Raw genomic sequence first — 24,144 nt, forward strand, 5'->3', positions numbered from 1 at the left:
GTGCTGGCGCATCGTGCAGCCCGCGATCGACGCGTGGCGTGCGGGCACCGTGCCACTCGACGAATACGCGGCCGGGTCGAGCGGACCCGACGGTTGGGTGAGCCTGGACTGAGGTGGCCCTGGCAGAGTCGGCCTGCAGCGCCGCCGCGACGGCTGCCACTGCGCGTTCATAATTCAGCAAATCCGTGCGGTGGAGCCGGTCGTTGCCCCGGAATTCCGGGATTGGCCGGCGATGCCGCACCCGCCGGGACTGAATTGCGCACAGCGAAGGCGGGGGACCCGCGACGAATCCCTCCGCGCGGGCTCAGTCGACCTTGAGTACCGACAGGACGTTCCCCGCAGGGTCGCGGAACCACGCGATATCGGGGCCCATCCCGCGTGAGATGCCCTTCTCGTCCGTGCCGTAGTCGGGGTCGGTGTAGATCTTGGTGACCACGCCCCGCGCATTGAGGTCATCCACCGCGGCCTCGACGTCGTGGACGGGAAAGTTCAGGATCGTGAAGCTCGCGGGCTGATGACCCTGCTTGCCGTAGATGAGGATGTGAGCGCCCGAAGAAAGCCGCAGGCGGAGGAATCCCATCGGGTCGTCCTCGACCGTCAACCCGAGCTGCTCGCCGTAGAAGTGCCGCGCGGCGTCGATGTCGCCCACCGAAAATCCGCTGAAGGCGTGCTCACCCGTGAACATGTGTCCTCCTCGTACCCGCGCGCACCCGTCGGCGCACATCCGCCTTCAGGCTCCTCCTCATCGACGCGACTGTCCAGACCCGGTCGCATCAGCAGACTCAGCTGTCAACCCCGGGCCCTCGGCATCCCGGGGCTGGTTACTCTGAGACATGCCCGCCCACATCCTCGGCATCGGCACGGCCGTTCCGACCCCCGTTCTGCCGCAAACTGCGGTACGCGACCTCTTTCTCGCCCAGCCCGGTGTCGAGAGATTGACGGCACGCCTGATCGGCGCGGCGTTCGATCAGTCGGCCATCGACACCCGGCACACGGTTCTGGCCGAGCTCGCCGAGCACTCCGCCGAACCGTCGGCATTCCTCGACGCCGATACCCGGCAGGTGCTCTCGCCGCTGACGGGAACGCGCAATGACGTGTATCGCCGCGAGGCTCCGCCGCTCTTCGAGCGGGCGGCGCGTGATGCTCTGGCGCGAGCGGATGTCGAGGCATCCGCGATCACGCACGTCGTGACGGCGTCGTGCACCGGCTTCTACGCCCCGGGCCCCGACTACCGACTCGTGCGAGACCTCGGGCTGCGCACCACGGTCGAGCGTGACCACCTGGGGTTCGTCGGCTGCGCCGCGGCGTTCCCGGCACTCCGCCAGGCGGCGCGCATCTGCGCCGCCGACCCGAACGCTGTGGTTCTGGTCGTGTGCGGTGAGATCTGCAGCATCCACCTGCGCGCATCGGCCGACCCCGAGCAGATCGTCGCGTCTGCGGTCTTCGCCGACGGCGCTGCCGCGGCCGTGGTGTCTGCACAGCCCTCACTCGACGCTCCGAGCCTCGAGCTCGAGGGTTTCGCAACGGCCCTGACGAGCGAGGGCGAAGACGATAAGCGCTGGATCATCGGCGACCACGGGTTCGAGATGACGCTCACCGCAGAGGTGCCGCGCATCGTCGGGCGTGAGGTGCGCGACGCACTCGCCCCCGTCCTCAGCCGCGCGGGGCACGTCGATCGGTGGCTCGTGCACCCCGGGGGCCGAAGCATCCTGGACCGATTCGAGGCTGCGCTGGAGCTGCCCGCGGATGCTCTGGAGCTCTCGCGCGATGTTCTGCGCCGCTTCGGCAACATGTCGTCCGCGACGGTGCTGTTCATCATGGCGCGAATGCTCGAGGACCCGGCTCTCGCCGATGGATCGCGCGCGATCGGCGTCGCCTTCGGGCCCGGCCTGACCGTCGAGTCCGCGCTGCTCACCGCCCGCGTGCCCACGGCGGCAGTGGTGGAAGCGGCGGCAGGAGTGGACGCGGCCGGCGCGGACGATCCGGTCGAGCTCGAACGCGAACCCGAGCCGGTCGCTCTGCGATGAGGGCTCTGCGATGAGGGCTCTGCGATGACGGATGTGAGATGAGAGCTCAGACGGTGCGGAGCGGCCGAGCAACCCTCGCCACGCGCGCGGATTATCTGCGTGAACTCATGGACGACCCGGACTGCGACCCCGATCGGCTGCGCAGAACGTTGGAGCGCTTCACCCTCGTGAACCGGCTGATCGCCGCCTGGGGCACCGTTTATCGCGAGCGAGTGCGTCCCGCGCTGGCCGCGGCACCGGGTCCGGCGCGGCTCCTCGACATCGGCTGCGGCGGGGGCGACGTGCTGCGCCGGCTTGTCGCGCGCGCGCGAGCGGACGGGTTCGACGTGAGCGGCATGGGAATCGATCCCGACGACCGGAGCCTGGCCGTCGCCCGCGCCGCCAACCCGGTGCGGGGCGTTGAATACCGGCTGACCGACAGCACGCGCCTCGCCGATTCGGGCGAGCGTTTCGACGTCGTGGTCTCGAGCCACGTCATGCATCACCTCACTCCGGCGGACCTACGAACGGTGCTCGAGGACTCGGGGCGTCTCGCCACCCGGCTGGCCCTGCACTCGGACATCGCCCGCTCGCGCCTCGCCTACGCGGCCTACGCCGTCGGCATCACGCCGCTCGCTCCGGGCAGCTTCCTCCGCACCGACGGCCTGCGCTCGATCAGGCGCAGCTGGACCCCCGCCGAACTGGCCGAGCTGGTGCCGGACGGATGGCGCGTCGAGCGCCCCGCCCCGTTCCGCCTCATCGCCGTGCGGGACCTCACGACATGAGCGATGTGCTCGTGGTCGGTGCCGGCCCGGTGGGCGTGATGGTCGCGGCCGAACTCGCGCGACTGGGGGTCGCGGCCTCGGTGATCGATGGTCGCGAGAACCCCTCGGCCGGGACGCGAGCGGTCGGGCTGCACGCCGCGGCGCTCAGCGCCCTCGAGAATTCGGGCGCGACGGAACGGCTGCTCGCCGACGCGCGACGCGTACGGACCGGCGTTGCGACGGCGCAGGGTCGACCGCTCGGCAGCGTCCACTTCGATCACCTGCGATCGAGGCATCCGTACGTCGCCACACTCCCCCAGCACGCGACCGAGGCCGCGCTGGCCGCGACGGCGGATTTCTGGGGTGCACCCGACGTGCGCCGCGGGGTGACGGCAACACGTGTTGCTCAGACGGGAGCGTCCGGGGTCGACGTGGAACTTCGCGACCGCGACGGCGCGACGGTGATCGAGCACACACCGCTCGTCGTGATCGCCACCGGGTCTCGAGGTCGCGCGATCAGTCCTCTGACCGGTGCCGTACGTACGCGGAACTATCCCGACCGCTATCTGATGACGGATGCTCCGGACACGAGCGATGACGGCGATTCGGCGATCGTCCGGCTCGAGGCGGACGGGGTGCTCGAGTCGTTCCCGTTGCCCGGTGGGATGCGCCGGTACGTGGCATGGGTGGAATCGGGCGGGGTCGAGGCGGGAGATGCCGCCACCGACCGACTGCGCTCCATCGTCGCGCGTCGGATGGGCACCGAGCGCGGCGCGGAGTCGATCACGTGGGCCACGTCCTTCGGGGTTCGCCGGGCGCTCGTGCCGGCGATGCGCGCGGGCCGGGTCTTCGCGATCGGCGACGCGGCACACGAGGTGAGTCCCATCGGTGGCCAAGGCATGAATCTCGGGCTGGTCGACGCCGCCACGCTCGCGCCCCTGCTCGCCCGGTGGATCCGAGAGGGCGCCGCACCCGAGACCGAGGTCGCGCGGTGGGAACGAAGTCGGCTGGCGGCCGCGGTCCTCTCGGGCCGCATCGCGGCGGCCAACACGGTACTCGGGCGTGCGTTGACGGGTGTGCCCGATCGCGCGCGTCGCACCGCGGTCCGCCTGGCCCTCGGAGGGAAGTCCGGAGACGTGCTGGCACGGGCGTACGCCATGGGCTTCGATCCCGCCGCGCGGTCTTAGGATCACGCCACCATTCTTCAGCCGGCCAATCCACCGCCCGAAAGGACGAGTTGCAGGGCCAGGATGAGCGCTGCCGACATCACCAGTCGGAACAGCACACGACCCGGCGCGCGGTTGACGGCGAGGACAATGGTGGCGATCGCCGCGGCGATCACGAGGGCCACGAACACCCAGGTCAGCACGCCGACACGGTCGACGTCTCCGTCCACAGATCCCCACACGACGGCAATGGCTCCGGCGACGATTCCCGCCGCCGCGAGGACCGCCGACCACCGCGCTCCGAGCCGGTGCGGAAACCCGCGGACACCGGTCGCTCGGTCGTCGTCCAGATCCGGCAACACATTTGTCAGGTGTACGGCCGCACCGAGCACCGCGCCCGCGAGCGTCGCCCAGCACGCGGCGATCGCGGGGTCGGGCGCAGAAAGTGTCGCGAGCGACGGCAGGAGGCCGAAACTCACGAGGAACGGAACGATCGAGATCGCGGTGGACTTCAGCCCCGCGTTGTACGCCCAAGCGGAGCCGAGAAAAACGGCGTGCGCCCCCAGCATCCCGAGTCCGAGCACCGCCGAAAGTGCCAGCGCCACCACGACCGTTGTGATCGCCGCTATCCACGCCGCGCGCAGCGACACATCACCGCGCGCGATCGGCTTGTCGGTACGCCCGACGCGGCGATCGCGCTCGCTGTCGATCGCGTCGTTCGAGAGCCCGATCGACAGCTGCCCGAAGAAGACCGAGATCACCAGCACCGCGACGCGCCAGGCATCCAGGCCCGCCGCTATACCCAAGCCGAGCGACAGTGCGCTGACGACGAGCGTCGGACCGGGATGGGTCGAGCGCCAGAGGGCGAAGACGGCGCGCATGCCCGCAACCCTATCCGGCGCTCGCGCCTGGACACGCCCCCGACGGCGAAACACCCCATCTGCGCCGAGACCCCCTGTGTCGTGGGGTGTTTCGCTGCAAATGGGGTGTTTCGGGGTCGGGCGGGGCCGCGGCCGGCGCCCGGGCCGGGTCAGTCGTCGAGGAGCTCGGCCTCGATCACGTCGTCGTCGGAGTCCGACGCACCCGGGGTCGGGGCGGGCACGGTCGGACCCGCGCTGGTCAGCACGAGCGACGAACCATCCGCCGCGACATCCACTCGCACCGTGTCGCCGTCGCGTACCCCGCCGGCCAGGATCGCCATCGCGAGGCGGTCCTGAATCTCGGATTGGATGAGTCGGCGCAGTGGCCGCGCACCGAACGCGGGGTCGTACCCGCGCTCGGCGAGCCAGGCCCGGGCATCCGGCGTCACCGCGAGGGTGAGCCGGCGCTCGTGCAGGCGCCGCTGCAGGGCGTCGACCGAGAGTTCGACGATCTGCGCGAGGTCGTCCTGTGTGAGGGCCTGGAAGATGACGATGTCGTCGAGCCGGTTGATGAACTCGGGCTTGAACGCCTGGCGCACGAGCCCCTGCACGGCGTCGCGCTTCTGCTCGATCGACAGCGTCGGATCGATCAGGATCGGCGAGCCGAGGTTCGAGGTCAAGATCATAATCACGTTCTTAAAGTCGACCGTGCGGCCCTGACCATCCGTCAGCCGCCCGTCGTCCATGACCTGCAACAGCACGTCGAAGACCTCGGGATGCGCCTTCTCGACTTCATCCAGAAGCACCACGCTGTAGGGGCGTCGACGTACGGCCTCGGTCAACTGGCCGCCCTGCTCGTAGCCGATGTAGCCCGGAGGGGCGCCGACGAGGCGCGACACGGAGTGCTTCTCGCCGTACTCCGACATATCGATCCGCACCATGGCGTGCTCGTCGTCGAAGAGGAACGCGGCGAGCGCCTTGGCGAGCTCGGTCTTGCCGACACCCGTCGGGCCGAGGAAGAGAAAGGAGCCGGTCGGCCGGGCCGGGTCGCTGATACCCGCCCGCGAGCGGCGAACCGCGTCCGAGACCGCCTTGACCGCATCCTTCTGACCGATCAGGCGCTTGCCGAGCTCCGCCTCGAGGTGCAGCAGCTTCTCGGTCTCGCCCTGCAGCAGACGCCCGACCGGGATGCCCGTCCAGGCCGCGATGACCGATGCGATGTCCTCATCGGTGACCTGGTCGCCCACCATCCGCTCCTCGGTCGACTCGGCGCGCTCGGCCTCCATGAGTTGGCGCTCGAGCGCTGGGATATCGGCGTAGAGCAGCCGAGATGCGCGTTCGAGGTTGCCCTCGCGCTGTGCGCGCTCGGCCTCGACGCGCGCGGCGTCGAGCCGCGTCTTGAGGTCACCGACACGGTTGAGCGACGCGCGCTCGCGCTCCCAACGCCCCTGCAGTTCGCCGAGGCGCTCTTGCTGCGACGCCAGGTCGGTGCGGAGCTTGCCGAGGCGCTCCTTGGATGCCTCATCCTTCTCCTTCTTCAGCGCCATCTCTTCGAGCTTCAGTCGATCGACGTGCCGGCGCAGTTCGTCGATCTCGAGCGGCGCAGAGTCGATCTCCATGCGCAGGCGCGACGCGGCCTCATCGATCAGGTCGATTGCCTTGTCCGGCAGCTGACGACTCGGGATGTATCGGTTCGACAGGCTCGCGGCGGCGACGAGCGCCGCATCCGCGATCGCGACCTTGTGGTGCGCCTCGTAGCGCTCCTTGAGCCCGCGCAGGATGGCGATGGTGTCTTCGACCGTCGGCTCGCCGACATAGACCTGCTGGAAGCGGCGCTCGAGCGCGGCATCCTTCTCGATGAATTCGCGGTACTCGTTGAGCGTGGTCGCGCCGATCATGCGCAGCTCACCGCGCGCGAGCATCGGCTTGAGCATGTTGGACGCCGCAACCGAACCCTCTCCCCCGCCCGCGCCCATGAGCACGTGCAGTTCGTCGATGAACGTGATGATGCGCCCATCCGACTCGGTGATCTCTTTCAGGACGCTCTTCAGGCGCTCTTCGAACTGACCGCGGTACATCGCGCCGGCGACGAGCGCCGAGATGTCGAGGCTGACGAGCTCTTTGTCACGCAGCGAGTCAGCGACGTCACCCGCGACGATGCGCTGCGCGAGCCCCTCAACGACGGCGGTCTTGCCGACGCCGGGCTCGCCGATGAGGACGGGGTTGTTCTTGGTGCGACGCGTGAGCACCTGGCTGACGCGTCGGATCTCGGCGTCGCGGCCGATCACGGGGTCGAGCTTGCCCTGACGGGCGCGGTCGGTGAGGTTGATGCCGAACTGCTCGAGAGGGCTTTGCTGCTCCTCCTGCCCCGGCTGTTGCGTGGCGTTCATGGTGTCTCCTCAATCCTGTGGCTCAGAAACTTGAGCCTGATAGACTCAAGTTTATCAGGGCTCCGTCAGGACAACAAGACACACCACCAGAAGTTCAGGTGGTGGACCCCGCGAGGACGGGCTCGGGCATCCCCGCGACATCGGTCGCGCAGCTGAACGTCGAGCGATACGCGGTCGGCGTCGTGCCGAGCACCCGCGCGAAGTTCTGCCGTAGGACAGCCGCCGAGCCGAACCCGCACTCGTATGCGACGCGGTCGAGAGCGAGGTCTGTCGTCTCGAGCAGGCGCTGAGCGTGGATGATGCGCTGCCGCGCGAGCCAGGCCGCGGGGGTCGTGCCGAGGTCGGCCTTGAACCGACGCGCGAACGTCCGCGGCGACATGTGCGCGCGTGCCGCGAGGTCCTCGACACACAGATCGTGCCTCAGGTTCTCGAGCATCCAGTCCGTCACCGGCGACAGCGAGAGGGAGGATGCCTCGGGCAGCGGCTGCGCGATGAACTGCGCCTGCCCGCCGTCGCGCTGCGGGGGCACGACCATGCGCCGGGCGATGATGTTCGTCAGCTCGGCTCCGAGCTCGATCCGCAAGAGGTGCAGGCAGGCATCGAGGCCCGCCGCGGTACCGGCGCTCGTGATGATCCGACCATCCTGAACGTAGAGCACGTCTGGATCGACGTCGATCTGTGGATACATCGACACCATGGTGTCGGCGTACATCCAGTGCGTCGTCGCCCGTCGGCCGTCGAGTACGCCCGCGGCGGCGAGGATGAACGAGCCGCTGCAGACACTCAACAACCAGGCCCCTCGCCGCGCCGCGTCTCGCACGACATCGAGCACGCGCGGATCGGTCCTCCCCCACCATTCGCGGGGGGTCGGCGAGACGACGACGAGGTCGGCCTCGTACGCGAACGACAGGTCGGCGTCGACATTGATCGAGAAACCGAGCTTCGAGGCGACCGCACCCGGGTCGGGGGTGACCACGCGGAAGTCGAAGTTCGGCACCCCGTCGTCGGAACGATCAAGACCGAAGGCTTCGCAGGCGACACCGAACTCGAAGGGCGCGAACCCATCCTGGACGATCACGGCAACGGTCTTCATGGCACTCCCGGGGGCTCACTCACGCTGTCAGGATTCATACGATACACGTCTTTCCTGCCACTCGTGGCGAAATAACTATCAACGTAGCTTTTCTGCCATGGTCCTTCTCATCCTCTTCGCCGCACTGTCTGTCGTCGGCTTCACCGCCACCGTGGTGGCTGTTCTTCGCGACGGCTACCGCGCCACACCCGTCGATCGTTCGCCGTGACGGCATCGCGGCGCGGAGTCAGACCCGCGTGGAGTCAGAGCGCGGGGGTTGCCGAGTACGCGTCGGTGATACGCGCGACGTGCAGCACCGGGTCGAACTCGCGCGCAGCCTCGGCCGCGCGCGCGGATGCCTCCAACACTGGGCGCGGGTCGCGCACCAGCGTCGTCAGCAGTTGCGCCATAGCGCGAACGTCGGGGCCTGACGCACGGATGCCCGACAGCTCCGTACCTTCCGTCAAAGCGGGGTCGACGTAGAAGATCCCCCGCCGAGCCTCGAGGGCCTCGACGATGGTCACCGGCTGATTGTCGAACCCGAACGACGTCAGGGCGATGAGATGGGCCCCGCGCATCCGCTCCTGCACCGCCTCGCGTGGCAGGCGCCCGAGGAATCGCACCGGAGCGTCATCGACGCGTTGCTCCGCGGCGGCCCGCAACGGACCCTCGCCCACGATCTCGACTTCGAAGCTGCCGGGATTCACCACGGCGGCGGTCTGCACCACGGCGTCGATCCATTCGATCAGGCGCTTTTCGGCAACTAATCGGCCGACCCAGAGGATGCGCAGCGGCGGGCCGACCTCGGTCAGCGGCTCGCCCACGGGTCCGGGCGTAACGGCGTTCGGCACGACCCGCACCGTCCGCACTCCCGCGTCACGAAGTCTTTCGGCCTGGTGGGCGGAGGGTGAGACGACGACATCCACCCGCAGGGCGAGCGAGAGTGTCAGGTTGCGCAGCGCCGAATCGACGGGGGCCGGAGCGAGTTCCGCGCGCGTTGTGGGAAATCCGCGGAGCCACCGCCCGAAGGCACGGACCGTGGCGCCGAGCACCCGGCCGAATCCCTGAGGCATGTCCGCGCGCCAGAAGAACGTGTGCACGGTCTGGACGGTGCGGATGCCTCGAGCCCGCGCGACCGAGACGGCACCAGCCGAGAGCCCGAATTCGGAGTGGACATGCACGACGTCGATGTCGCGTTCCGCGAACTCATCCGCCAACCGGGTCCGCAGGCGTTGGGTGTTGCGGATCACCGGGAGCTGGACACCCGGCAGCGTCACCCAGGCTCGCACGGCGATCACGTCACCGCCCTCGTCCTGCCAGCGGCGCAGGGCTCCCCCGTCCGCGCGGCGCGAGGCGGGGGCGACGACGACGACCTCGTGTCCGCGATCGCGCAGAAGACGCGCTTCGTCCAGGAACGCGCTCTGCGCACCGCCCAGGTAGTCGAGCGAGTAGTCGCACACCAACGCCACCCGGCGTGCCGCAACGCTCACCGGGTCGCCTCAGTCCTCGACCGGCTGGCCCCGGTACAGCGACTCGAACGTGCGCAGCGTCCGGTCGATGTCGTGGATGCGCACACCCTCGAGCGAGGCCTCCTGCATCCGGCGCCGCTCGTCGGGTGCGGCCGTCAGCACCGTGGTGAGCTTCGCGGCCAGGTCGGCGGCCGACGCGGGGTCGAAGAGGTAACCGTTCTCGCCGTCATGCACCAGGTGCGGCAGCGCCATCGCGTCGGCCGCGACGACGGGCAGGCCCGAGGCCATCGCCTCCATCGTGGCGATCGACTGCAACTCTGCCACCGAGGGCATCGCGAAGACGCTGGCCCGCGAGTACAGCGCCCGCAGCTCCTCTTCCTCAACACGACCGTGGAACGTCACGCGGTCGGCGAGTCCGAGCCGTTCGGCGAGCTGTTCGAGGTGCTTGCGCTGGTCGCCGCCGCCGACGATGTCGACCTGCACATCGAGCGCGGGGTCGAGGGTGACGATCGCCTCGAGGAGCAGGTCGATCTGCTTCTCGCGCGTCAGCCGGCCCACGAACAGCACGCGATTGCGATCGCGCGGGGTCAGGTCGGGGCGATAATTCGACGCGGCAATACCGCAACTGATCGGCACGACGCCCGTGATGTTTATCGCGGCTTCGAGGAAGTTCGCGGCGTTGCGGGTGGGCGTCGTCACCGCAGACGTCATCTGGAACGTGCGGTTGGCGTCCGCCCACGCCCACTTCACCAGCAGGGCATCCATCCACGCCGGCAGAGTTGTGTGATCGAGGATGTTCTCGGGCATGACGTGGTTCGTCGCAACGACCGGGATGCCCCGCTTGGCGGCCTCCCGCGTCAGGCCCCGCCCGATCACGATGTGGGACTGGATGTGGACCACATCCGGCTTCACGGCGTCGAGCACCTGTCGGGCGTAGTGCTTGGTGCGCCACGGCCAGACGAATCGCAGCCAGTCGTGCGGGGGCCAACGCACCGACGGCAGACGATGCACCGTCATCGGTTCACCCTCGATGATCTCGATTCCGGGCGCCTTGCGGCGATACGCCTGATTCGGTGCCACCACGTGCACGTCGTGGCCGCGCTGCACGAGGCCCGCAGCGAGTCGCTCACTGAAACGGGCGGCCCCGTTGACGTCGGGGAAGAAGGTGTCGCAGCCCATCACGATGGTCAGCGGGCGTGCGGAAGCGTTCGCATCCCCGGCGGGCGCCGCTGAGGCTGACTCGCGAGGGACGCCGTGGGTCTCGGGGGAGCTCACGGGATGCTGGGTGCCAATCTGTGCGGCGGAACGGGGTCGCACGGTCGGGTGCTGCGCGCCGCCCACTCTACCCGAGCGCCCTCTGACCGCCCGGGCCCACGCGCCGGGCGGATGATCGTGCGGATGCCCAGGCATCCGTCCTACTGTGGGGGCATGGCGAGACTGCAGGCCGATGCCGATCCGAACCGCTGGGTGGCGGTGACGGGATCCCTCGGCTGGCGGGGTCGGCGCCACCGCAAGGCCGCGATCGGAATGCTGTTGTCGCAGGCCAACCGGGCGATGGGTGCGACGGAGCGGCCCTCTTCCGGGTTCGCCGCGTGGGCGATGAGCCAGGCCGCTCCCCTGCTCATGCGACGCGCCGAGGGCCGCGTACTCGTGTGGGTGTGGAAGTCCGATCCCGAACTCGTCGTGATGTTGGCGCAGGTGCAAGAGGCGACGGCGCAACTGCGCACGGCCCGCGCCATGATGCCGATGGAGTACGACGACACCGAATCGTTCCGCGGCACCTACCTCGGGATCGGCGAGAGGCTCGTGATGGACCTGCCGCCCGACGAGCGGACCCCTCCCTTTGCGACATACACGTGGGACACCGGGACGCACTTCGTGACGGTCAACGCCGTGTGCAGCGATCGCACGCGGTTCGGAACGGTGCTGCCCGCGATCGACGAGGTGGCCCGAAGCATCCGACTCGTTGACGACATGACGGTGGGCGAGGGCGCGCAGACGCTCCGGATCGACCCCGCCTGATCCCGCGCCGGCGTTTTGCTCGGGGCGGATCGAGGCGGAGCCGCCCCCACCCCCTCGAACCGATGGCACGCTGAGAGCATGGCGATCATGCCGATGTTTCCGCTCGAGTCGGTGCTCATGCCGGGCATGCCGCTTCCCCTGCGCATCTTCGAACCGCGGTATCTGGCGATGTTCGCCGACATCATGACCGGAGACGCGGAGTTCGGCGTGGTGCTCATCGAGCGCGGAACCGAGGTCGGCGGCGGCGACCAGCGCTTTCCCATCGGGACGGTCGCGCACGTTCGGGCGTACTACGCGTTGGAGAGTTCGACAATGGCCGTCGCCGGCGGCGGCCGCCGCATCGAGGTCGTGCGCTGGCTGGATCACGACACGTACCCGCTGGCGGAGGTGCGGGATCTGCCGGCGCTGGAGTGGAGGCCGGGTCTCGCCGACAGACACCGGCAGACGGAGCGCTGCGTCCGGAGACTGCTCGCGACGGCCTCCGAATACGTCGATGTGCCGTGGTCCGTCGATGAAGAGCTGGCCGACGATCCCGTGACCGCGGCCTGGCAGCTCGCAGGGATCGCCCCGATCCAGACGATCGACCGATACGCGCTGCTCGGATCGACGTCGCTGACCCAGCTCTTCGACCGGATCGAGGGCTTCTGTGCCGAGGCGGAGGAGCTGATCCGCCTGACCGCGTCGCCGTTCGAACTCGACGATTGAGCATCCGCCGGCCGCACGCTCTCTGACGGCATGATGGGCTCATGAGCGCTGCCGATTCTTCAGCCGGTCCCCCGTGGACCCCGCCCCCCTCGCGCGAGAGCTACGCTCAGGCTGGTCGATCCGCACGTTCACGCATTCCCCGCGCCGCGCTCTCGACGCTCACGACGACGGGTCGCGACCCGCTCGGCATTCTGGCCGAGCAGAATGAACCCCGCGTTCCCGAACTCGTGCCCATACGCCGGGAACGGATGGCCGCGAGCCCCTTCGCGTTCTACCGGGGCGCGGCGGCGGTCATGGCTGCGGACCTCGCGCGAGACCCGCACTCGGGCATCCTGGTCGGCTCGTCGGGCGATGCGCACGTCGCCAACTTCGGCTTCTACGCAAGCCCCCTTCGCACCCTCGTCTTCGACCTGAACGACTTCGACGAGGCCGCCTGGGCTCCCTGGGAGTGGGACGTCAAGCGGCTGGTTGCGAGCGTCATCATCGCGGGGCAGGACACGGGCCGCGATGAAGCGGTGGTGAGGGAGACTGCCCTCGCCACGGTCAAGAGATACGCCAAATCGCTCTCCTCCGGGCGTCGTCACAGCCCCCTGCACCGCTACTACGAGCACTTCGACGCTCAGGCGGGACTCGAGGCCATGGACGCGGCGTCGGCCAACGCCTTGCGCGCCGCCATTCGGGACGCACAGAAGCGCACCTCGGAGCGCGCCGCTCGCCGACTGACCGAGGTGATCGATGGGCGCGTGACGTTCGTCGAGCAGGCCCCGACGATGACGCACGTCTCGGACGAGATCGAGGAGGGACTGCACCGGTTCATCGCCGACTACCTCGCCTCCGCAAACGTCGATGTGCGCATGGTCGTGCAGCAGTACGTCGCGTCCGACATGGCCCGCCGCGTCGTGGGCGTCGGCAGCGTCGGCACGCGGTGCTTCCTGACGGCGTTCCAGGACGGAGACGGCAATCTCCTGCTGTTGCAGGCGAAGCAGGCGGGGCAGAGCGTCCTGGCCCAGTACGGCGGCATCCGCCAGCCGACAAGTCTGACCCAGCACATCGACCTCAACGGAGAGGGCGCGCGCGTCGTGGCCATGCAACGCATCCTGCAGGCGGTGTCGGACCCGTTCCTCGGTCATCTGCGCGCGAACGGCAACGACTACTACGTGCGCCAGTTCCACGACATGAAGGGCGGTATCGACATCGAGACGCTCGAGGATCGACCGTTCCGTCGCTACGCGCAGGCGTGCGCGATCGTGCTCGCCCGCGCGCACGGCCAGTCGCCGGCCGCACCCGAAGTGGCCGGCTACATCGGCGGGGGCCGCGCCGTCGCGGAGGCGATCGTCGACTGGTCGTACGCCTACGCCGAGCTATCCCGCCAGGATCACGCGGCCTTCGCCGCCCAGTCCTGAGCCGCATACAGCGCGCGAAACTTCAGCTATGTCTGAAAAAGCACGGCAAAACGAGACAAAGCTGAAGTTTCGCGCTCAGTCTTCGGGATGCCCCGGGCGCCAGAGCACGATGTCGGTCGCGCGACGCACGCGCTTGCCGTGGCGGAGCGTGATGACCGCACCCGCCGTGCCGGCCGCGAAAACACGCGCGCCGGGGCGATTCTGCACCTCAGCCCGAACACGCGACTCGAGCTCGCGCACCTGACGTCTAAGCGTCCGCACGTCTTCTTCGAGCTCGAGGATGCGCGCGATCGCCGGAAGGCTCATGCCCTCGGACGACAGGCGCGCGACCTCTCGCAGCTGCTCGACGTGACGCGTCGAGTACCGCCGCGAACCGCCCTGCGTGCGGGCGGGGACGACGAGTCCCAGCCGGTCGTACTGGCGCAGGGTCTGAGGATGCATCGCCGAGAGTTCGGCAGCGACCGCGATCGCGAAGATCGGAGCATCCTCGTCGATCTCTTCGCCGCGCATCCCATTCATCATGAGCGCCCTAACCCCGCGCCCTGGCCATCAGGTCGGCACGCGGGTTCTCTTTCGGCTCCAGCTCGTGGAACCGCTCGAGCGCCTCACGGGCCGCATCGTCCAGATGAGCGGGAACGGCCACCTGGACCTCGGCGAGCAGATCACCGGTGCCCTTCTGGGTCTGCACGCCGCGTCCCTTGACGCGCAGCACGCGACCCGAGGGCGTGCCGGGGGCGACCCGCAGCTTGACGGGATCGCCACCGAGCGTCGGAACCTCGATCGTGGCGCCGAGCGCCGCCTCTGTGAACGTCACGGGCACGGTTACCCGCAGGTTCAGGCCGTCGCGCGTGAAGACGGGGTGCGGCCTGACCGTGACCTGCACGACGATGTCGCCCGTCTCCCCGCCATCGGGCGAGGGTCGCCCGCGTCCGCGCAGACGGATCTTCTGCCCGTCCGCGACACCCGCGGGGATCTTGACCTTGAACGGGCTGCCGTCCTCACCCTGCAGGGTGATGGTCTCGCCCTTGGTCGCCGTGACGAAGTCGACCGTCGTGCGCGCCGTCATATCTGCGCCGCGCGTCGGTCCGCCGTAGCCACGGAAACCACCGGATGTCTGACCGAACCGGCCGGATCCGAAGGACCCGCCCGCGCCCTGATGGTTGAACATCGAAAAAATGTCGTCGAAATCCGGGGCCTGCTGCCCGCCGCGACCCTGGCCGAACCGGCTGAAGACGTCTTCGAAGCCCTGACTTTGGCCGCCACCCGCGGTGAAGCGAGCACCCGAACCCATGGCGCGGATCTGGTCGTACTCTTCTCGCTGCCCGGCGTCCGAGAGCACCGAGTACGCCTCGCTGATCTCTTTGAACTTCGCCTCGGCCTTCGCATCGCCCTGGTTGGAATCGGGGTGATACGTGCGCGCAAGCTTGCGGTAGGCCTTCTTCAAGTCGGCCGGCGTGACGTCTTTCGAGACGCCGAGCACACCGTAGAAGTCCCTGTCGAACCAGTCCTGGCTAGCCATCGCCGCTCCGTCTACTCTGCCGGCACGGCGACGACGACCTTGGCGGGCCGCAGTTCCACCGAGCCGAGCCGGTAACCGACCTCGACGACCTCGAGCACCGTCGGCACCTCCGTGCCCGCGATGGGCTGCTGGAAGATCGCCTCGTGCACCTGGGGGTCGAAAGCCTCGCCGGCAGAACCGAACGAGGTCACGCCGAGCCGCTCAGCCACCGTACGGATCTTCTCGCCGATCGCCGAGAACGGTGTGCCCTCTTGCAGGTCGCCGTGCTTCGCGGCGCGGTCGAGATCATCGAGCACCGGCAGAAGGCCCTTGGCGGCCTCGCCCTTCGCCCGTTCGATCTCGCGCTCGCGCTGCTCTTCCGTGCGGCGGCGGTAGTTGGCGTACTCCGCCTGCAGCCGCTTGAGGTCGCCCAACAGGGCCGACTCGAGATCGGCGAGCACGGCTTCTTGAGCTGCAGCATCCGCGTTCTGCGGCGCACCCAGGATGTCGTCGAGCGTCAGCTCGTCGGCCTGGGCGTTCGAGCCATCCTGCGACGTACCGTCCTGCGACACCCCATCCTGCGACACGGGGCCGGAGGACTGCTCCTCCGGCCCCTGCGTGCCATCAGGACCGGCGCCCTGCCCCTCGGGGCGTTCGTCGTCCTTGTTTGCCATGTCCTACTGCTTCTTCTCGTCTTCGTCGTCCACGACCTCGGCGTCAATGACGTCCTCTTCCGGGTTCGGCGTCTCGCCGTTGCCCGGGTCGGTCGCGTCAGGGTCGGTCCCTGAGCCCGTCGAATCGCCCGCCGCCTGCGACGAGGCGTAGATGGCTTCGCCGAGCTTGCCCTGGCTCGCGTTGAGCGTGTCGAACGCGGACTTCACGGCCTCGTCGTCATCGCCGGCGAGGGCCGTCTTCAGCGCATCGACGTCGGCCTGCACCGACGACTTGACGTCCTCGGGCAGCTTGTCGGCGTTGTCCTGGATGAGCTTCTCGATGGAGTACGAGAGCGTCTCGGCCTGGTTGCGGACCTCGGCGAACTCGCGGCGCTTCTTGTCCTCCGCGGCGTGCTCCTCGGCCTCGCGCACCATGCGCTCGATGTCCTCCTTGGGTAGCGACGAGCCACCCGTGATGGTCATCGACTGCTCCTTGCCGGTGCCCTTGTCCTTGGCGGACACGTGCACGATTCCGTTGGCGTCCAGGTCGAAGGTGACCTCGACCTGCGGGATGCCACGGGGCGCGGGAGCGATTCCGGTGAGCTCGAACGTTCCGAGCGGCTTGTTGTCGCGCGTGAACTCACGCTCGCCCTGGAAGACCTGGATCGCCACGGACGGCTGGTTGTCGTCGGCCGTGGTGAAGGTCTCGCTGCGCTTGGTCGGGATGGCCGTGTTGCGCTCGATGAGCTTCGTCATGATGCCACCCTTGGTCTCGATACCGAGGCTCAGGGGGGTCACGTCGATGAGCAGAACGTCCTTGCGCTCACCCTTCAGCACACCGGCCTGCAGGGCGGCGCCGACGGCGACGACCTCGTCCGGGTTGACGCCCTTGTTGGCTTCCTTGCCGGCCTCCCGCTTGACGAGCTCGGCAACGGCGGGCATACGGGTCGAGCCACCGACGAGCACGACGTGGTCGATGTCCGCAACCTTGATGCCGGCCTCGCGGATGACGTCCTCGAACGGCTTCTTGGTGCGGTCAAGCAGGTCCTTCGTCAGGTCCTCGAACTTGGCGCGCGTCAGCGTCTCGGAGAGCGACACGGGGCCGTTCTCGGTGAGCGACAGGTAGGGCAGGTTGATGCTCGTCGAGCTGGAGCTCGAGAGCTCCTTCTTCGCCTGCTCCGCGGCTTCCTTGAGACGCTGCAGAGCGATCTTGTCGCCCGCGACATCCACGCCCGTGGTGTCCTTGAACTGCTTGATCAGGTAGTCGACGACGCGCTGGTCCCAGTCGTCGCCACCGAGACGGTTGTCGCCGGCGGTCGAGCGCACCTGGATCGTGGAGAACCCGTCGTCCTTGCCCACCTCGAGCAGCGAGACGTCGAACGTTCCGCCACCGAGGTCGAAGACGAGGATGAGCTCGTCTTCCTTGCCGCGGTCGAGGCCATAGGCCAGGGCGGCCGCGGTGGGCTCGTTGATGATGCGGAGGACGTTGAGGCCCGCGATCTCGCCGGCTTCCTTCGTCGCCTGACGCTCGGCGTCGTTGAAGTACGCGGGAACGGTGATGACGGCGTCGGTGACGCTGTCGCCCAGGTACTCCTCGGCGTCGCGCTTGAGCTTGCCGAGGATGCGCGCCGAGATCTCCTGCGCGGTGTACTTCTTGCCGTCGACGTCGAACGTCCAGTCGGTGCCCATGTGGCGCTTGACGGACGAGATCGTGCGGTCGACGTTGGTCACGGCCTGGCGCTTGGCGGTCTCGCCGACGAGCACCTCGCCGTCCTTCGTGAATGCGACGACCGAGGGGGTCGTGCGGAAGCCCTCGGCGTTCGCGATGACCTTGGGCTCGCCGCCCTCGAGGACGCTGACGACCGAGTTGGTCGTGCCGAGGTCGATTCCAACTGCACGTGGCATGTGTGTCTCTCTCTTCTTCGTGTGAGGCCGGACGGATGCCGCGGCCTGAAGTCTGTGGGCTCGAGGTCGTCCGGTTCGGGGTGAATCGGACGGGTTGAGCCGTTATGACTCAAGGGTATCCCCCACTCGAGAGAACGTCAAATGAACTTGATATGAACTGGCTCAACTTTGAGGAGCGAGAGGGATGCTGACGGATGCATCCGCCGCTGAGCGACGCCGGGTATAGCCTGAGCGCGCCGCACCGTCGCGGCCCGGGTCACCCGCCGTTCACCGAAGGGCCATAACTTGCCGCACATGAGCGACCCCGACCGTCCGAACGCTGAGGCCCACACGCCCGAGAACCTTGCCCGGGTGGCACCCGCGACATCCACCGACACCCTGGCCGCCCTCGGCGCTGCCGGCGACACACCCGCGAGCACCAGCCGCAAGCGCGTCATCGCCTGGGGTCTCTGGGACTGGGGCTCGGCATCGTTCAACGCGGTCGTCACGACCTTCGTCTTCGCCGTCTACCTCACGAGCTCGAGCTTCGGCCCGGAGGGCACCGTCGAAGCCCAGCTCGGATGGGCCCTCGCGGCCGCGGGCCTGTTGATCGCGCTTCTCGCCCCCGTCACCGGGCAACGGTCGGACACCTCGGGTCGCCGCAAGCTCTGGCTCGCGGTCAACACCTACATCGTCGTCGGCATCACCCTCGCGCTGTTCTTCGTGCAGCCCGACCCCTCGTTCCTGTGGCTCGGCCTGCTGCTCTTGGCCGCGGGCAACGTCTTCTTCGAATTCGCGGGCGTGAACTACAACGCCATGCTCACGCAGGTCTCGACGCCGCGCTCGATCGGACGCGTCAGCGGCTTCGGCTGGGGCATGGGGTATGTCGGCGGCATCGTCCTGCTCCTGATCGTCTACTTCGGTTTCATCCAGGGGCTCTTCGGGCTCCCCAGCGATAACGGCCTGGACGTGCGACTCTCGATGATCGTCGCCGCGGTGTGGTTCGGGCTCTTCGCCCTCCCCGTCCTCTTCGCCGTGCCCGAGTACAAGGGCGCAGGGACGCGCCGCGAGAAGGTCGGCTTCTTCGCTTCCTACGCGCGCCTCGGGCGTGACATCGCCCACCTCTGGCGCGACAGCCGCCAGACGGTCTGGTTCCTGCTCGCCAGCGCGGTGTTCCGGGACGGGCTGGCCGGTGTCTTCACATTCGGTGGGGTGCTCGCGGCATCCGTCTTCGGGTTCTCTGCGGGCGAGGTCATCATCTTCGCCATCGCCGCGAACATCGTCGCCGGAATATCGACGATCGCCGTCGGGTCGCTCGATGACCGCATCGGAGCGAAGCCCGTCATCGTCATCGCCCTGATCGGGCTCATCGTCTCGGGGTCTCTTGTCTTCTTCCTCCACGACGGCGGGCAGATCGTGTTCTGGACGGCCGGCCTCGCACTGACCCTCTTCGTCGGGCCCGCGCAGTCCGCCTCGCGCACCTTCCTCGCCCGCTCGATCCCGCCGGGGCGCGAGGGCGAGGTCTTCGGCCTGTACGCCACGACGGGACGCGCGGTCTCGTTCCTCGCGCCGACGATGTTCGCGATCTTCGTGGGCATTTCGGGCGAGGCCTATTTCGGCATCCTGGGCATCGTGTTGGTCCTGCTGATCGGTCTTCTGCTTCTGCTGCCGGTCAAGGCCGGGCAGCGCATCGCCGACCGCGCCTGACCTGGGACCTTCACCCCGCTGCGTCGCGAACGGTCAACGGATGCCTGATGTTCAGCCCTGCGGCCACCCGTCCGCGAGCTTGTTCAGCAGCCGGGCGAGATCTGCGCGCTCCTGTTCCGTGAACGATGACAGAGCGCGGTCGACGGCTTCGCGCCGGTCGCCGCGGAAGCCGCGCACCAGGGCCGAACCGGCATCCGTCAGCGCCACCCGCGTTCGACGCGCGTCGTCGGGGTCGGCCTCACGACGCACGACACCGAGCTCGACCCCCTGCTGCACCAGCCGCGACGCGCGAGGCTGATCAACACCGATCGCGTCGGCGATCTCACCGACCGACAGCGGACCGGATGCCTGGGCCAGGGTCTCGAGCAGCCGCATTCGCGCGGGTCCGCCCAGGCGCGGCGGTACCCATGGGGGTGAGCCCGCGTGCGGATGCCCACCCCGGTGGGGTCCGCCGCGCATCCATCCCGGACCGCCGCGCATGCCGGGGCCGTGCTGCGAGCCTTCCTCGGCCCAGGGAGGTCTCGGCATGCGGCGCCCGCGCAAACGCGCGAGAGCCGCGGCGATCGCGTCAGCGTCGTCCCCGCCGTGCGGTGCATCGTCTCGAGGTGAGGATCCGTCGTGAGGCATCCCCTTAATTTACATGCGAGTTGACATCGATCCCCTTACATGTCACAGTACATATGCATGCATGATGACATGCACCGAGTCCGGCTGTTCATCCGGACACCCTGAAAGGACTTTCCATGACTGACACACAGAACAATCACGACGGCGACTCGCACGAGCGCCCCGGCCTTCCCCTCGGCTACTGGCTGCGCGCCGTCGATACGATGATCGGTCGCGAGTTCGCGACGGCTCTCGCCCACGAGGACGTAGACCGACGCGATTGGATGCTGCTGAACGCGGTGTCCGGCGACGGCGACGTGCCCGGCTGGCTTGCATCCCGTCTGCACGGACGCGGAGGCAAGCGCCTGCGTGCTCTCGCAGACCGGGGCTGGGTCGCTCGCACCGAGGATTCTTGGACACTCACCGACGAGGGGCGCGCCGCGAAGGCGCGACTCTCCGGGATCGTCGACGGCATCCGCGAGCGGGTCTCGGGCGCCGTGAGCCCCGAGGACTACGCGACCATGACCGCCTCACTCGAAGCCATCGCCCGCGAGCTGGGCGGGGACGCGAGTGAACGGATGCCTCGATTCGGCCGCCACGCACGCCCTGGTTTCGGGCCTGGCCGCGGGTTCGGTCCGGGGTTCCGGCCGGGATTCGCGCCGGGATTCGGCGCTGGATCTGCGCCTGGGTTCGGCCCTGGATTCGGACATCGACGAGGTCACCACGGTTCACCCGAGCACGACGGCCCCCACGGTCGGGGCGAGCACCGGCACGGACACCGCGGCGAGCGCCACGCGGAGCGCGCTTTCGAGCGCGGCTTCGACGCGGGCTTCCGGGCCGCGAAGGAGCGCGCCGAGGCATCCTGATCCGCACTAACTCCTCACCGACAGGACGCAACATGCCGTCGCTCAACGCGACCACACGGCATGTTGCGTCCTCTCGCGCGTCAAGATCGCTCGGGCGTCAGCCTCCGGCGGCGCCCGAGTCGGTCACGCCGACATCGGTGCGGTGGAAGTTCTGGAACGAACGGGATGCCGTGGGCCCCCGCTGCCCCTGATACCGGTTGCCGTAGGGGCCGGAGCCGTAGGGGTTCTCGGTCGGCGACGACAGGCGGAAGAAGCAGAGCTGCCCGATCTTCATGCCCGGCCACAGCTTGATCGGCAGGGTCGCGACGTTGGAGAGCTCGAGCGTGACGTGACCGGAGAATCCGGGGTCGATGAACCCGGCGGTCGAGTGCGTGAGCAGACCCAGGCGGCCGAGCGAAGACTTGCCCTCGAGTCGGGCGGCAACGTCGTCGGGGAGCGAGATGAGCTCGAAGGTGCTGCCCAGCACGAACTCGCCCGGGTGCAGGATGAACGGCTCGTCGGGCGCCGTCTCGATCAGGTGCGTCAGCTCGGGCTGATCCTCGGCCGGGTCGATGAAGGGGTACTTGTGGTTGTCGAACAGCCGGAAGTACCGGTCGAGCCGCACATCGACGCTGGATGGCTGGACCATCTGCGGGTCGTAGGGCTCGAGACCGATCCGCCGCGCGTCGAGTTCGAGCTTGATATCGCGATCCGAGAGCAGCACGGGCTCAGCCTACCGAGCCGATCGTGTTCGCAATTCAGTCCCCGCGAACCGGCCCGCGTGACATTTTCCCGAGATCACGCGGATTCTGGGCTCACCGGCATCCGGCTCGAGTCGTCGAGACTGAATTGCGAACAGCGCGAGGGCCGCATCGGCCGTTTGCTAGGCTGGCCGGGCGCCGCGAGGCGTTCCGGGGCTGTAGTTCAATGGCAGAACTTCTGCTTCCCAAGCAGATAGCGCGGGTTCGATTCCCGTCAGCCCCTCCAAAGTCCCGACGTGTGGCCGCAGGCCGCGCGGCGGGACTTTCGCGTGGGTGCCGCAGGAACCGACCCGCGACGGTGGATCCGCTCGCCCGAGGCTCAGAGCTTGACGAAGCCGCGCGTACGGTGCCCCACCGCGATGGACTCGCCACTCACCGTTCCCGACAGCGGGGACAGCAGGAACGTGACCAGCCGCGCCGTGTCCGCGGGCGTCGACTGGCCGCTCGAACCGACGGGCACATCCGCCGAAGGGTCCTCCGTGACGATCCCGGGATTCACCACGTTCACGGTCACGCCCGTTCCCGTCATCTCATCCGCGAGGTGTTTCGCGGCAATGATGAGCGCCGCGTTGCGGATCGAACCCGCCATGTTGCCGGTAACGAAAGCATTCTGGCCGCTGATTCCGACGATGCGCCCGTAGCCGCTCGCCCGCATTGGCCCCAGGGCCGAGTTCGCGACGCGGAGAAATGTCAGAGCCTTCCCATCGACAGCTTCGCCCACCTGTGCCGGCTCCGAGTTCTTGGAGGGATCCAGGGTTCGCGCGCTCGGGGCAGCGGCCACGACGACGCCATCCAAGCGCCCGTGAGATTCGAGCATCCGCGAGATCCCTGCGGACACGGATGCGTCGTCGGCGGCGTCCATCACGAGGCCCGTGGCGCTCGTTCGCGACGCCGGCACGGCCACGGCTCCCTCCGCCGCCAGCTGAGCGACGACGGCGCGACCGACGAGGCCATGACCGCCGACGACAAGGATGACTCGGTCTCGAAGTTGCAGATCCATCCGGCAACGGTAACGCGCTCGCCCAAGACCCGGGGCATACGCGTGCCAGGCTAAGGGCATGAGGAGCCACCACGTCAGCCGAGTCATCCCCGTGCCTGCCGATGTCGTCTACGCATACGCGTCGGACGTCGAGAACCTGCCGGCATGGGCTGCCGGTCTGGCGCAGTCGAACGTCACCCGCGACGGCGACGACCTCGTGGTCGAGTCACCGATGGGACAGGTGCGCGTCCGCTTCGTGGAGCAGAACACATTCGGCGTGCTCGATCACGACGTGAGCCTGCCCTCGGGAACGGTCGTCACCAACCCCCTGCGCGTCGTGGCCCACCCGGACGGTTGCGAGGTGATCTTCACCGTCCGTCAGATCGAGCTCACCGACGACGAGTTCGCCCGGGACATCCGAATGGTCGAGGCAGACCTCGAGCGTCTTGCCGCACAGGTGGAGAGCCCGTCGCGCTGAAGACCTCAGCCGAGCGACGCGTACTCGACGAGCGCCCGCAGCGGCGGTTGCGCCGACGGATGCCTCACCGCATCGGCCCCGACGGCGCAGGCGGCGACGAGCGCGGCCTCGTCATCCCAGCCGGCATGCAGCGCCAGCGTCAGTGCGGCGCAGAACGCGTCGCCCGCGCCGACCGAGCTGACGGCCTCGACGCGCGGCGAGGGGACCCGCGCCACCTCGATTCCGTCTCGACGGAGGGCGGCGCCTTCCGCACCGTAGGTGACCGCGACGACGCGAGCCCGTGCAACCTCCGGCAGCAGGGCGAATTCGGTCTCATTGACGATGATCAGGTCCGCCCGCTCGACCACCGCGGCGGGCAAGGGCGTTGCGGGGGCCGCGTTCACGGCGAAGAACCCGGGCACGGATACCGCAAGATCGGTCACGATCTCCATCGGAATCTCCAGCTGGACGAGCACCGCCTCCGCGGCGTCGAACGAGACACCGAGCAACGAGACATCCGCGTTCGCGCCCTGACAGACGGCGATCTGGTTCTCGCCCTCCGCGTCGACCGTGATGAGCGCGGTGCCGGTCGGTTCATCGCCGAGCCACACGCCGCTGACGTCGACGCCCGCGTTCGCAAGGCCCTCGAGCATCCAGCGTCCGTCGGTGTCGTCGCCGACGCATCCGATCATCCGCACCGGCGCGCCGAGTCGCGCGGCCGCCGCGGCCTGATTCGCCCCCTTGCCACCGGGCTCACGGGCAAGCGTTCCGCCGAGGACGGTCTCGCCCGGCCCCGGCAGGCGCGCGACGCTGGCTGTCAGGTCGACATTGATGCTGCCGACGACGGCGAGGGGCGCGAGAGCGGAAAGTGCCATACCCGCCATTCCATCACCCTCC

The 24,144-nt window shown here is 68.6% G+C and carries 23 protein-coding genes and 1 tRNA gene; 10 read left to right on the forward strand and 14 right to left on the reverse strand.

Going from position 1 to position 24,144, the window contains the following annotated elements; translation table 11 throughout:
- Positions 1-304 precede the first annotated feature (304 nt).
- Positions 305-685, reverse strand: a complete 381-nt coding sequence (locus tag MIC448_RS14060; RefSeq protein ID WP_036301061.1) for a VOC family protein — start codon at positions 683-685, stop codon at positions 305-307.
- A 148-nt stretch (positions 686-833) separates the two neighbouring features.
- On the opposite strand from MIC448_RS14060, the gene MIC448_RS14065 reads away from it, so the two are divergent.
- The 3 genes from MIC448_RS14065 to MIC448_RS14075 are packed head-to-tail and all read left to right on the forward strand — an operon-like array spanning position 834 to position 3,957.
- Positions 834-2,027: a type III polyketide synthase gene (locus MIC448_RS14065; protein ID WP_036301064.1), complete on the forward strand. Its 1,194-nt coding sequence runs from the start codon at positions 834-836 to the stop codon at positions 2,025-2,027.
- Between the two features lie 38 nt (positions 2,028-2,065).
- Positions 2,066-2,791 carry a methyltransferase domain-containing protein gene (locus MIC448_RS14070; RefSeq protein WP_051514016.1) on the forward strand — a complete coding sequence of 242 codons (726 nt, stop codon included), beginning with the start codon at positions 2,066-2,068 and terminating at the stop codon, positions 2,789-2,791.
- On the forward strand, positions 2,788-3,957 hold the full coding sequence (locus MIC448_RS14075) for an NAD(P)/FAD-dependent oxidoreductase (protein WP_036301067.1): 1,170 nt from the start codon (positions 2,788-2,790) through the stop codon (positions 3,955-3,957). The genes MIC448_RS14070 and MIC448_RS14075 overlap by 4 nt, the downstream gene beginning before the upstream one ends.
- A 17-nt stretch (positions 3,958-3,974) precedes the next feature.
- Here MIC448_RS14075 and MIC448_RS14080 read toward each other — a convergent pair whose 3' ends face one another.
- The 5 genes from MIC448_RS14080 to MIC448_RS14100 all read right to left on the reverse strand — a co-directional run bounded on the left by MIC448_RS14080 (position 3,975) and on the right by MIC448_RS14100 (position 10,906).
- A complete protein-coding gene (locus tag MIC448_RS14080) occupies positions 3,975-4,817 on the reverse strand; it encodes a UbiA family prenyltransferase (protein WP_036301070.1) in 843 nt (280 codons plus the stop codon).
- Positions 4,818-4,966: 149 nt separating this feature from the next.
- Entirely contained in the window at positions 4,967-7,186 is a 2,220-nt protein-coding gene (locus tag MIC448_RS14085) for an ATP-dependent Clp protease ATP-binding subunit (protein ID WP_081766440.1), read from the reverse strand.
- A 94-nt stretch (positions 7,187-7,280) separates the two neighbouring features.
- Positions 7,281-8,279: a GlxA family transcriptional regulator gene (locus MIC448_RS14090; RefSeq protein ID WP_036301074.1), complete on the reverse strand. Its 999-nt coding sequence runs from the start codon at positions 8,277-8,279 to the stop codon at positions 7,281-7,283.
- A 242-nt stretch (positions 8,280-8,521) separates the two neighbouring features.
- On the reverse strand, positions 8,522-9,748 hold the full coding sequence (locus MIC448_RS14095) for a glycosyltransferase (protein ID WP_081766441.1): 1,227 nt from the start codon (positions 9,746-9,748) through the stop codon (positions 8,522-8,524).
- Positions 9,749-9,757: 9 nt separating this feature from the next.
- Complete coding sequence (locus tag MIC448_RS14100) at positions 9,758-10,906, reverse strand: glycosyltransferase (protein WP_081766442.1); 1,149 nt, start codon at positions 10,904-10,906, stop codon at positions 9,758-9,760.
- A 249-nt stretch (positions 10,907-11,155) separates the two neighbouring features.
- On the opposite strand from MIC448_RS14100, the gene MIC448_RS14105 reads away from it, so the two are divergent.
- The 3 genes from MIC448_RS14105 (at position 11,156) to MIC448_RS14115 (ending at position 13,857) form a co-directional block, all read left to right on the forward strand.
- Positions 11,156-11,749, forward strand: coding sequence for a hypothetical protein (locus MIC448_RS14105; protein ID WP_036301081.1), 594 nt, complete (start codon positions 11,156-11,158; stop codon positions 11,747-11,749).
- A gap of 78 nt (positions 11,750-11,827) precedes the next feature.
- Complete coding sequence (locus MIC448_RS14110) at positions 11,828-12,454, forward strand: LON peptidase substrate-binding domain-containing protein (protein ID WP_036301084.1); 627 nt, start codon at positions 11,828-11,830, stop codon at positions 12,452-12,454.
- 41 nt (positions 12,455-12,495) lie between these two features.
- On the forward strand, positions 12,496-13,857 hold the full coding sequence (locus MIC448_RS14115; RefSeq protein WP_036301086.1) for a DUF2252 domain-containing protein: 1,362 nt from the start codon (positions 12,496-12,498) through the stop codon (positions 13,855-13,857).
- A 75-nt stretch (positions 13,858-13,932) separates the two neighbouring features.
- On the opposite strand, the gene MIC448_RS14120 is transcribed toward MIC448_RS14115, so the two are convergent.
- From MIC448_RS14120 to dnaK, 4 genes are read right to left on the reverse strand one after another with little or no spacing between them, the layout of a single operon-like run.
- On the reverse strand, positions 13,933-14,367 hold the full coding sequence (locus MIC448_RS14120) for a heat shock protein transcriptional repressor HspR (protein ID WP_036301088.1): 435 nt from the start codon (positions 14,365-14,367) through the stop codon (positions 13,933-13,935).
- A gap of 19 nt (positions 14,368-14,386) precedes the next feature.
- The gene (locus MIC448_RS14125; RefSeq protein WP_036301092.1) at positions 14,387-15,376 is read right to left on the reverse strand and encodes a DnaJ C-terminal domain-containing protein; all 990 of its coding nucleotides are present in this window, start codon (positions 15,374-15,376) and stop codon (positions 14,387-14,389) included.
- An 11-nt stretch (positions 15,377-15,387) separates the two neighbouring features.
- A complete protein-coding gene (locus tag MIC448_RS14130; RefSeq protein WP_036301095.1) occupies positions 15,388-16,029 on the reverse strand; it encodes a nucleotide exchange factor GrpE in 642 nt (213 codons plus the stop codon).
- A gap of 3 nt (positions 16,030-16,032) precedes the next feature.
- Positions 16,033-17,913, reverse strand: coding sequence for a molecular chaperone DnaK (gene dnaK, locus MIC448_RS14135; RefSeq protein ID WP_036301098.1), 1,881 nt, complete (start codon positions 17,911-17,913; stop codon positions 16,033-16,035).
- 294 nt (positions 17,914-18,207) lie between these two features.
- Here dnaK and MIC448_RS14140 point away from each other — a divergent pair, with 294 nt between their 5' ends.
- Positions 18,208-19,599 (forward strand): MFS transporter, encoded by a 1,392-nt coding sequence (locus tag MIC448_RS14140; protein WP_036301100.1) that lies wholly within the window; start codon positions 18,208-18,210, stop codon positions 19,597-19,599.
- A 51-nt stretch (positions 19,600-19,650) separates the two neighbouring features.
- Here MIC448_RS14140 and MIC448_RS16490 read toward each other — a convergent pair whose 3' ends face one another.
- The gene (locus MIC448_RS16490) at positions 19,651-20,226 is read right to left on the reverse strand and encodes a MarR family winged helix-turn-helix transcriptional regulator (RefSeq protein WP_232711713.1); all 576 of its coding nucleotides are present in this window, start codon (positions 20,224-20,226) and stop codon (positions 19,651-19,653) included.
- 116 nt (positions 20,227-20,342) lie between these two features.
- On the opposite strand from MIC448_RS16490, the gene MIC448_RS14150 reads away from it, so the two are divergent.
- Positions 20,343-21,071 (forward strand): MarR family winged helix-turn-helix transcriptional regulator, encoded by a 729-nt coding sequence (locus MIC448_RS14150; RefSeq protein WP_051514021.1) that lies wholly within the window; start codon positions 20,343-20,345, stop codon positions 21,069-21,071.
- 97 nt (positions 21,072-21,168) lie between these two features.
- Here MIC448_RS14150 and dcd read toward each other — a convergent pair whose 3' ends face one another.
- The gene (gene dcd / locus MIC448_RS14155) at positions 21,169-21,774 is read right to left on the reverse strand and encodes a dCTP deaminase (protein ID WP_036301104.1); all 606 of its coding nucleotides are present in this window, start codon (positions 21,772-21,774) and stop codon (positions 21,169-21,171) included.
- 189 nt (positions 21,775-21,963) lie between these two features.
- Here dcd and MIC448_RS14160 point away from each other — a divergent pair.
- Positions 21,964-22,037, forward strand: a tRNA-Gly gene (locus MIC448_RS14160).
- 93 nt (positions 22,038-22,130) lie between these two features.
- On the opposite strand, the gene MIC448_RS14165 is transcribed toward MIC448_RS14160, so the two are convergent.
- Positions 22,131-22,811, reverse strand: coding sequence for an SDR family oxidoreductase (locus MIC448_RS14165; RefSeq protein ID WP_036301106.1), 681 nt, complete (start codon positions 22,809-22,811; stop codon positions 22,131-22,133).
- Between the two features lie 58 nt (positions 22,812-22,869).
- Here MIC448_RS14165 and MIC448_RS14170 point away from each other — a divergent pair, with 58 nt between their 5' ends.
- Complete coding sequence (locus MIC448_RS14170; RefSeq protein ID WP_036301110.1) at positions 22,870-23,268, forward strand: SRPBCC family protein; 399 nt, start codon at positions 22,870-22,872, stop codon at positions 23,266-23,268.
- A gap of 5 nt (positions 23,269-23,273) precedes the next feature.
- Here the strand turns inward: MIC448_RS14170 and MIC448_RS14175 are convergent, their stop codons facing one another.
- A complete protein-coding gene (locus MIC448_RS14175) occupies positions 23,274-24,131 on the reverse strand; it encodes a ribokinase (RefSeq protein ID WP_243420042.1) in 858 nt (285 codons plus the stop codon).
- Positions 24,132-24,144: the final 13 nt, after the last annotated feature.

This window comes from Microbacterium sp. C448, from assembly GCF_000582705.2.
Taxonomy (GTDB): domain Bacteria; phylum Actinomycetota; class Actinomycetes; order Actinomycetales; family Microbacteriaceae; genus Microbacterium; species Microbacterium lacus_A.

Coding starts and splice junctions, on each gene's coding strand:
- MIC448_RS14070 (WP_051514016.1), top strand. CDS start 2,066: ATGAGAGCTCAGACGGTGCGGAGCGGCCGAGCAACCCTCGCCACGCGC.
- MIC448_RS14105 (WP_036301081.1), top strand. CDS start 11,156: ATGGCGAGACTGCAGGCCGATGCCGATCCGAACCGCTGGGTGGCGGTG.
- MIC448_RS14120 (WP_036301088.1), bottom strand. CDS start 14,367: ATGCGCGGCGAAGAGATCGACGAGGATGCTCCGATCTTCGCGATCGCG.
- MIC448_RS14075 (WP_036301067.1), top strand. CDS start 2,788: ATGAGCGATGTGCTCGTGGTCGGTGCCGGCCCGGTGGGCGTGATGGTC.
- MIC448_RS14080 (WP_036301070.1), bottom strand. CDS start 4,817: ATGCGCGCCGTCTTCGCCCTCTGGCGCTCGACCCATCCCGGTCCGACG.
- MIC448_RS14130 (WP_036301095.1), bottom strand. CDS start 16,029: ATGGCAAACAAGGACGACGAACGCCCCGAGGGGCAGGGCGCCGGTCCT.
- MIC448_RS14140 (WP_036301100.1), top strand. CDS start 18,208: ATGAGCGACCCCGACCGTCCGAACGCTGAGGCCCACACGCCCGAGAAC.
- MIC448_RS16490 (WP_232711713.1), bottom strand. CDS start 20,226: ATGCCTCACGACGGATCCTCACCTCGAGACGATGCACCGCACGGCGGG.
- MIC448_RS14170 (WP_036301110.1), top strand. CDS start 22,870: ATGAGGAGCCACCACGTCAGCCGAGTCATCCCCGTGCCTGCCGATGTC.
- MIC448_RS14165 (WP_036301106.1), bottom strand. CDS start 22,811: ATGGATCTGCAACTTCGAGACCGAGTCATCCTTGTCGTCGGCGGTCAT.
- MIC448_RS14090 (WP_036301074.1), bottom strand. CDS start 8,279: ATGAAGACCGTTGCCGTGATCGTCCAGGATGGGTTCGCGCCCTTCGAG.
- MIC448_RS14110 (WP_036301084.1), top strand. CDS start 11,828: ATGGCGATCATGCCGATGTTTCCGCTCGAGTCGGTGCTCATGCCGGGC.
- MIC448_RS14175 (WP_243420042.1), bottom strand. CDS start 24,131: ATGGCGGGTATGGCACTTTCCGCTCTCGCGCCCCTCGCCGTCGTCGGC.
- MIC448_RS14125 (WP_036301092.1), bottom strand. CDS start 15,376: ATGGCTAGCCAGGACTGGTTCGACAGGGACTTCTACGGTGTGCTCGGC.
- MIC448_RS14150 (WP_051514021.1), top strand. CDS start 20,343: ATGACTGACACACAGAACAATCACGACGGCGACTCGCACGAGCGCCCC.
- MIC448_RS14100 (WP_081766442.1), bottom strand. CDS start 10,906: ATGGGCTGCGACACCTTCTTCCCCGACGTCAACGGGGCCGCCCGTTTC.
- dnaK (WP_036301098.1), bottom strand. CDS start 17,913: ATGCCACGTGCAGTTGGAATCGACCTCGGCACGACCAACTCGGTCGTC.
- MIC448_RS14065 (WP_036301064.1), top strand. CDS start 834: ATGCCCGCCCACATCCTCGGCATCGGCACGGCCGTTCCGACCCCCGTT.
- MIC448_RS14060 (WP_036301061.1), bottom strand. CDS start 685: ATGTTCACGGGTGAGCACGCCTTCAGCGGATTTTCGGTGGGCGACATC.
- MIC448_RS14115 (WP_036301086.1), top strand. CDS start 12,496: ATGAGCGCTGCCGATTCTTCAGCCGGTCCCCCGTGGACCCCGCCCCCC.
- MIC448_RS14085 (WP_081766440.1), bottom strand. CDS start 7,186: ATGAACGCCACGCAACAGCCGGGGCAGGAGGAGCAGCAAAGCCCTCTC.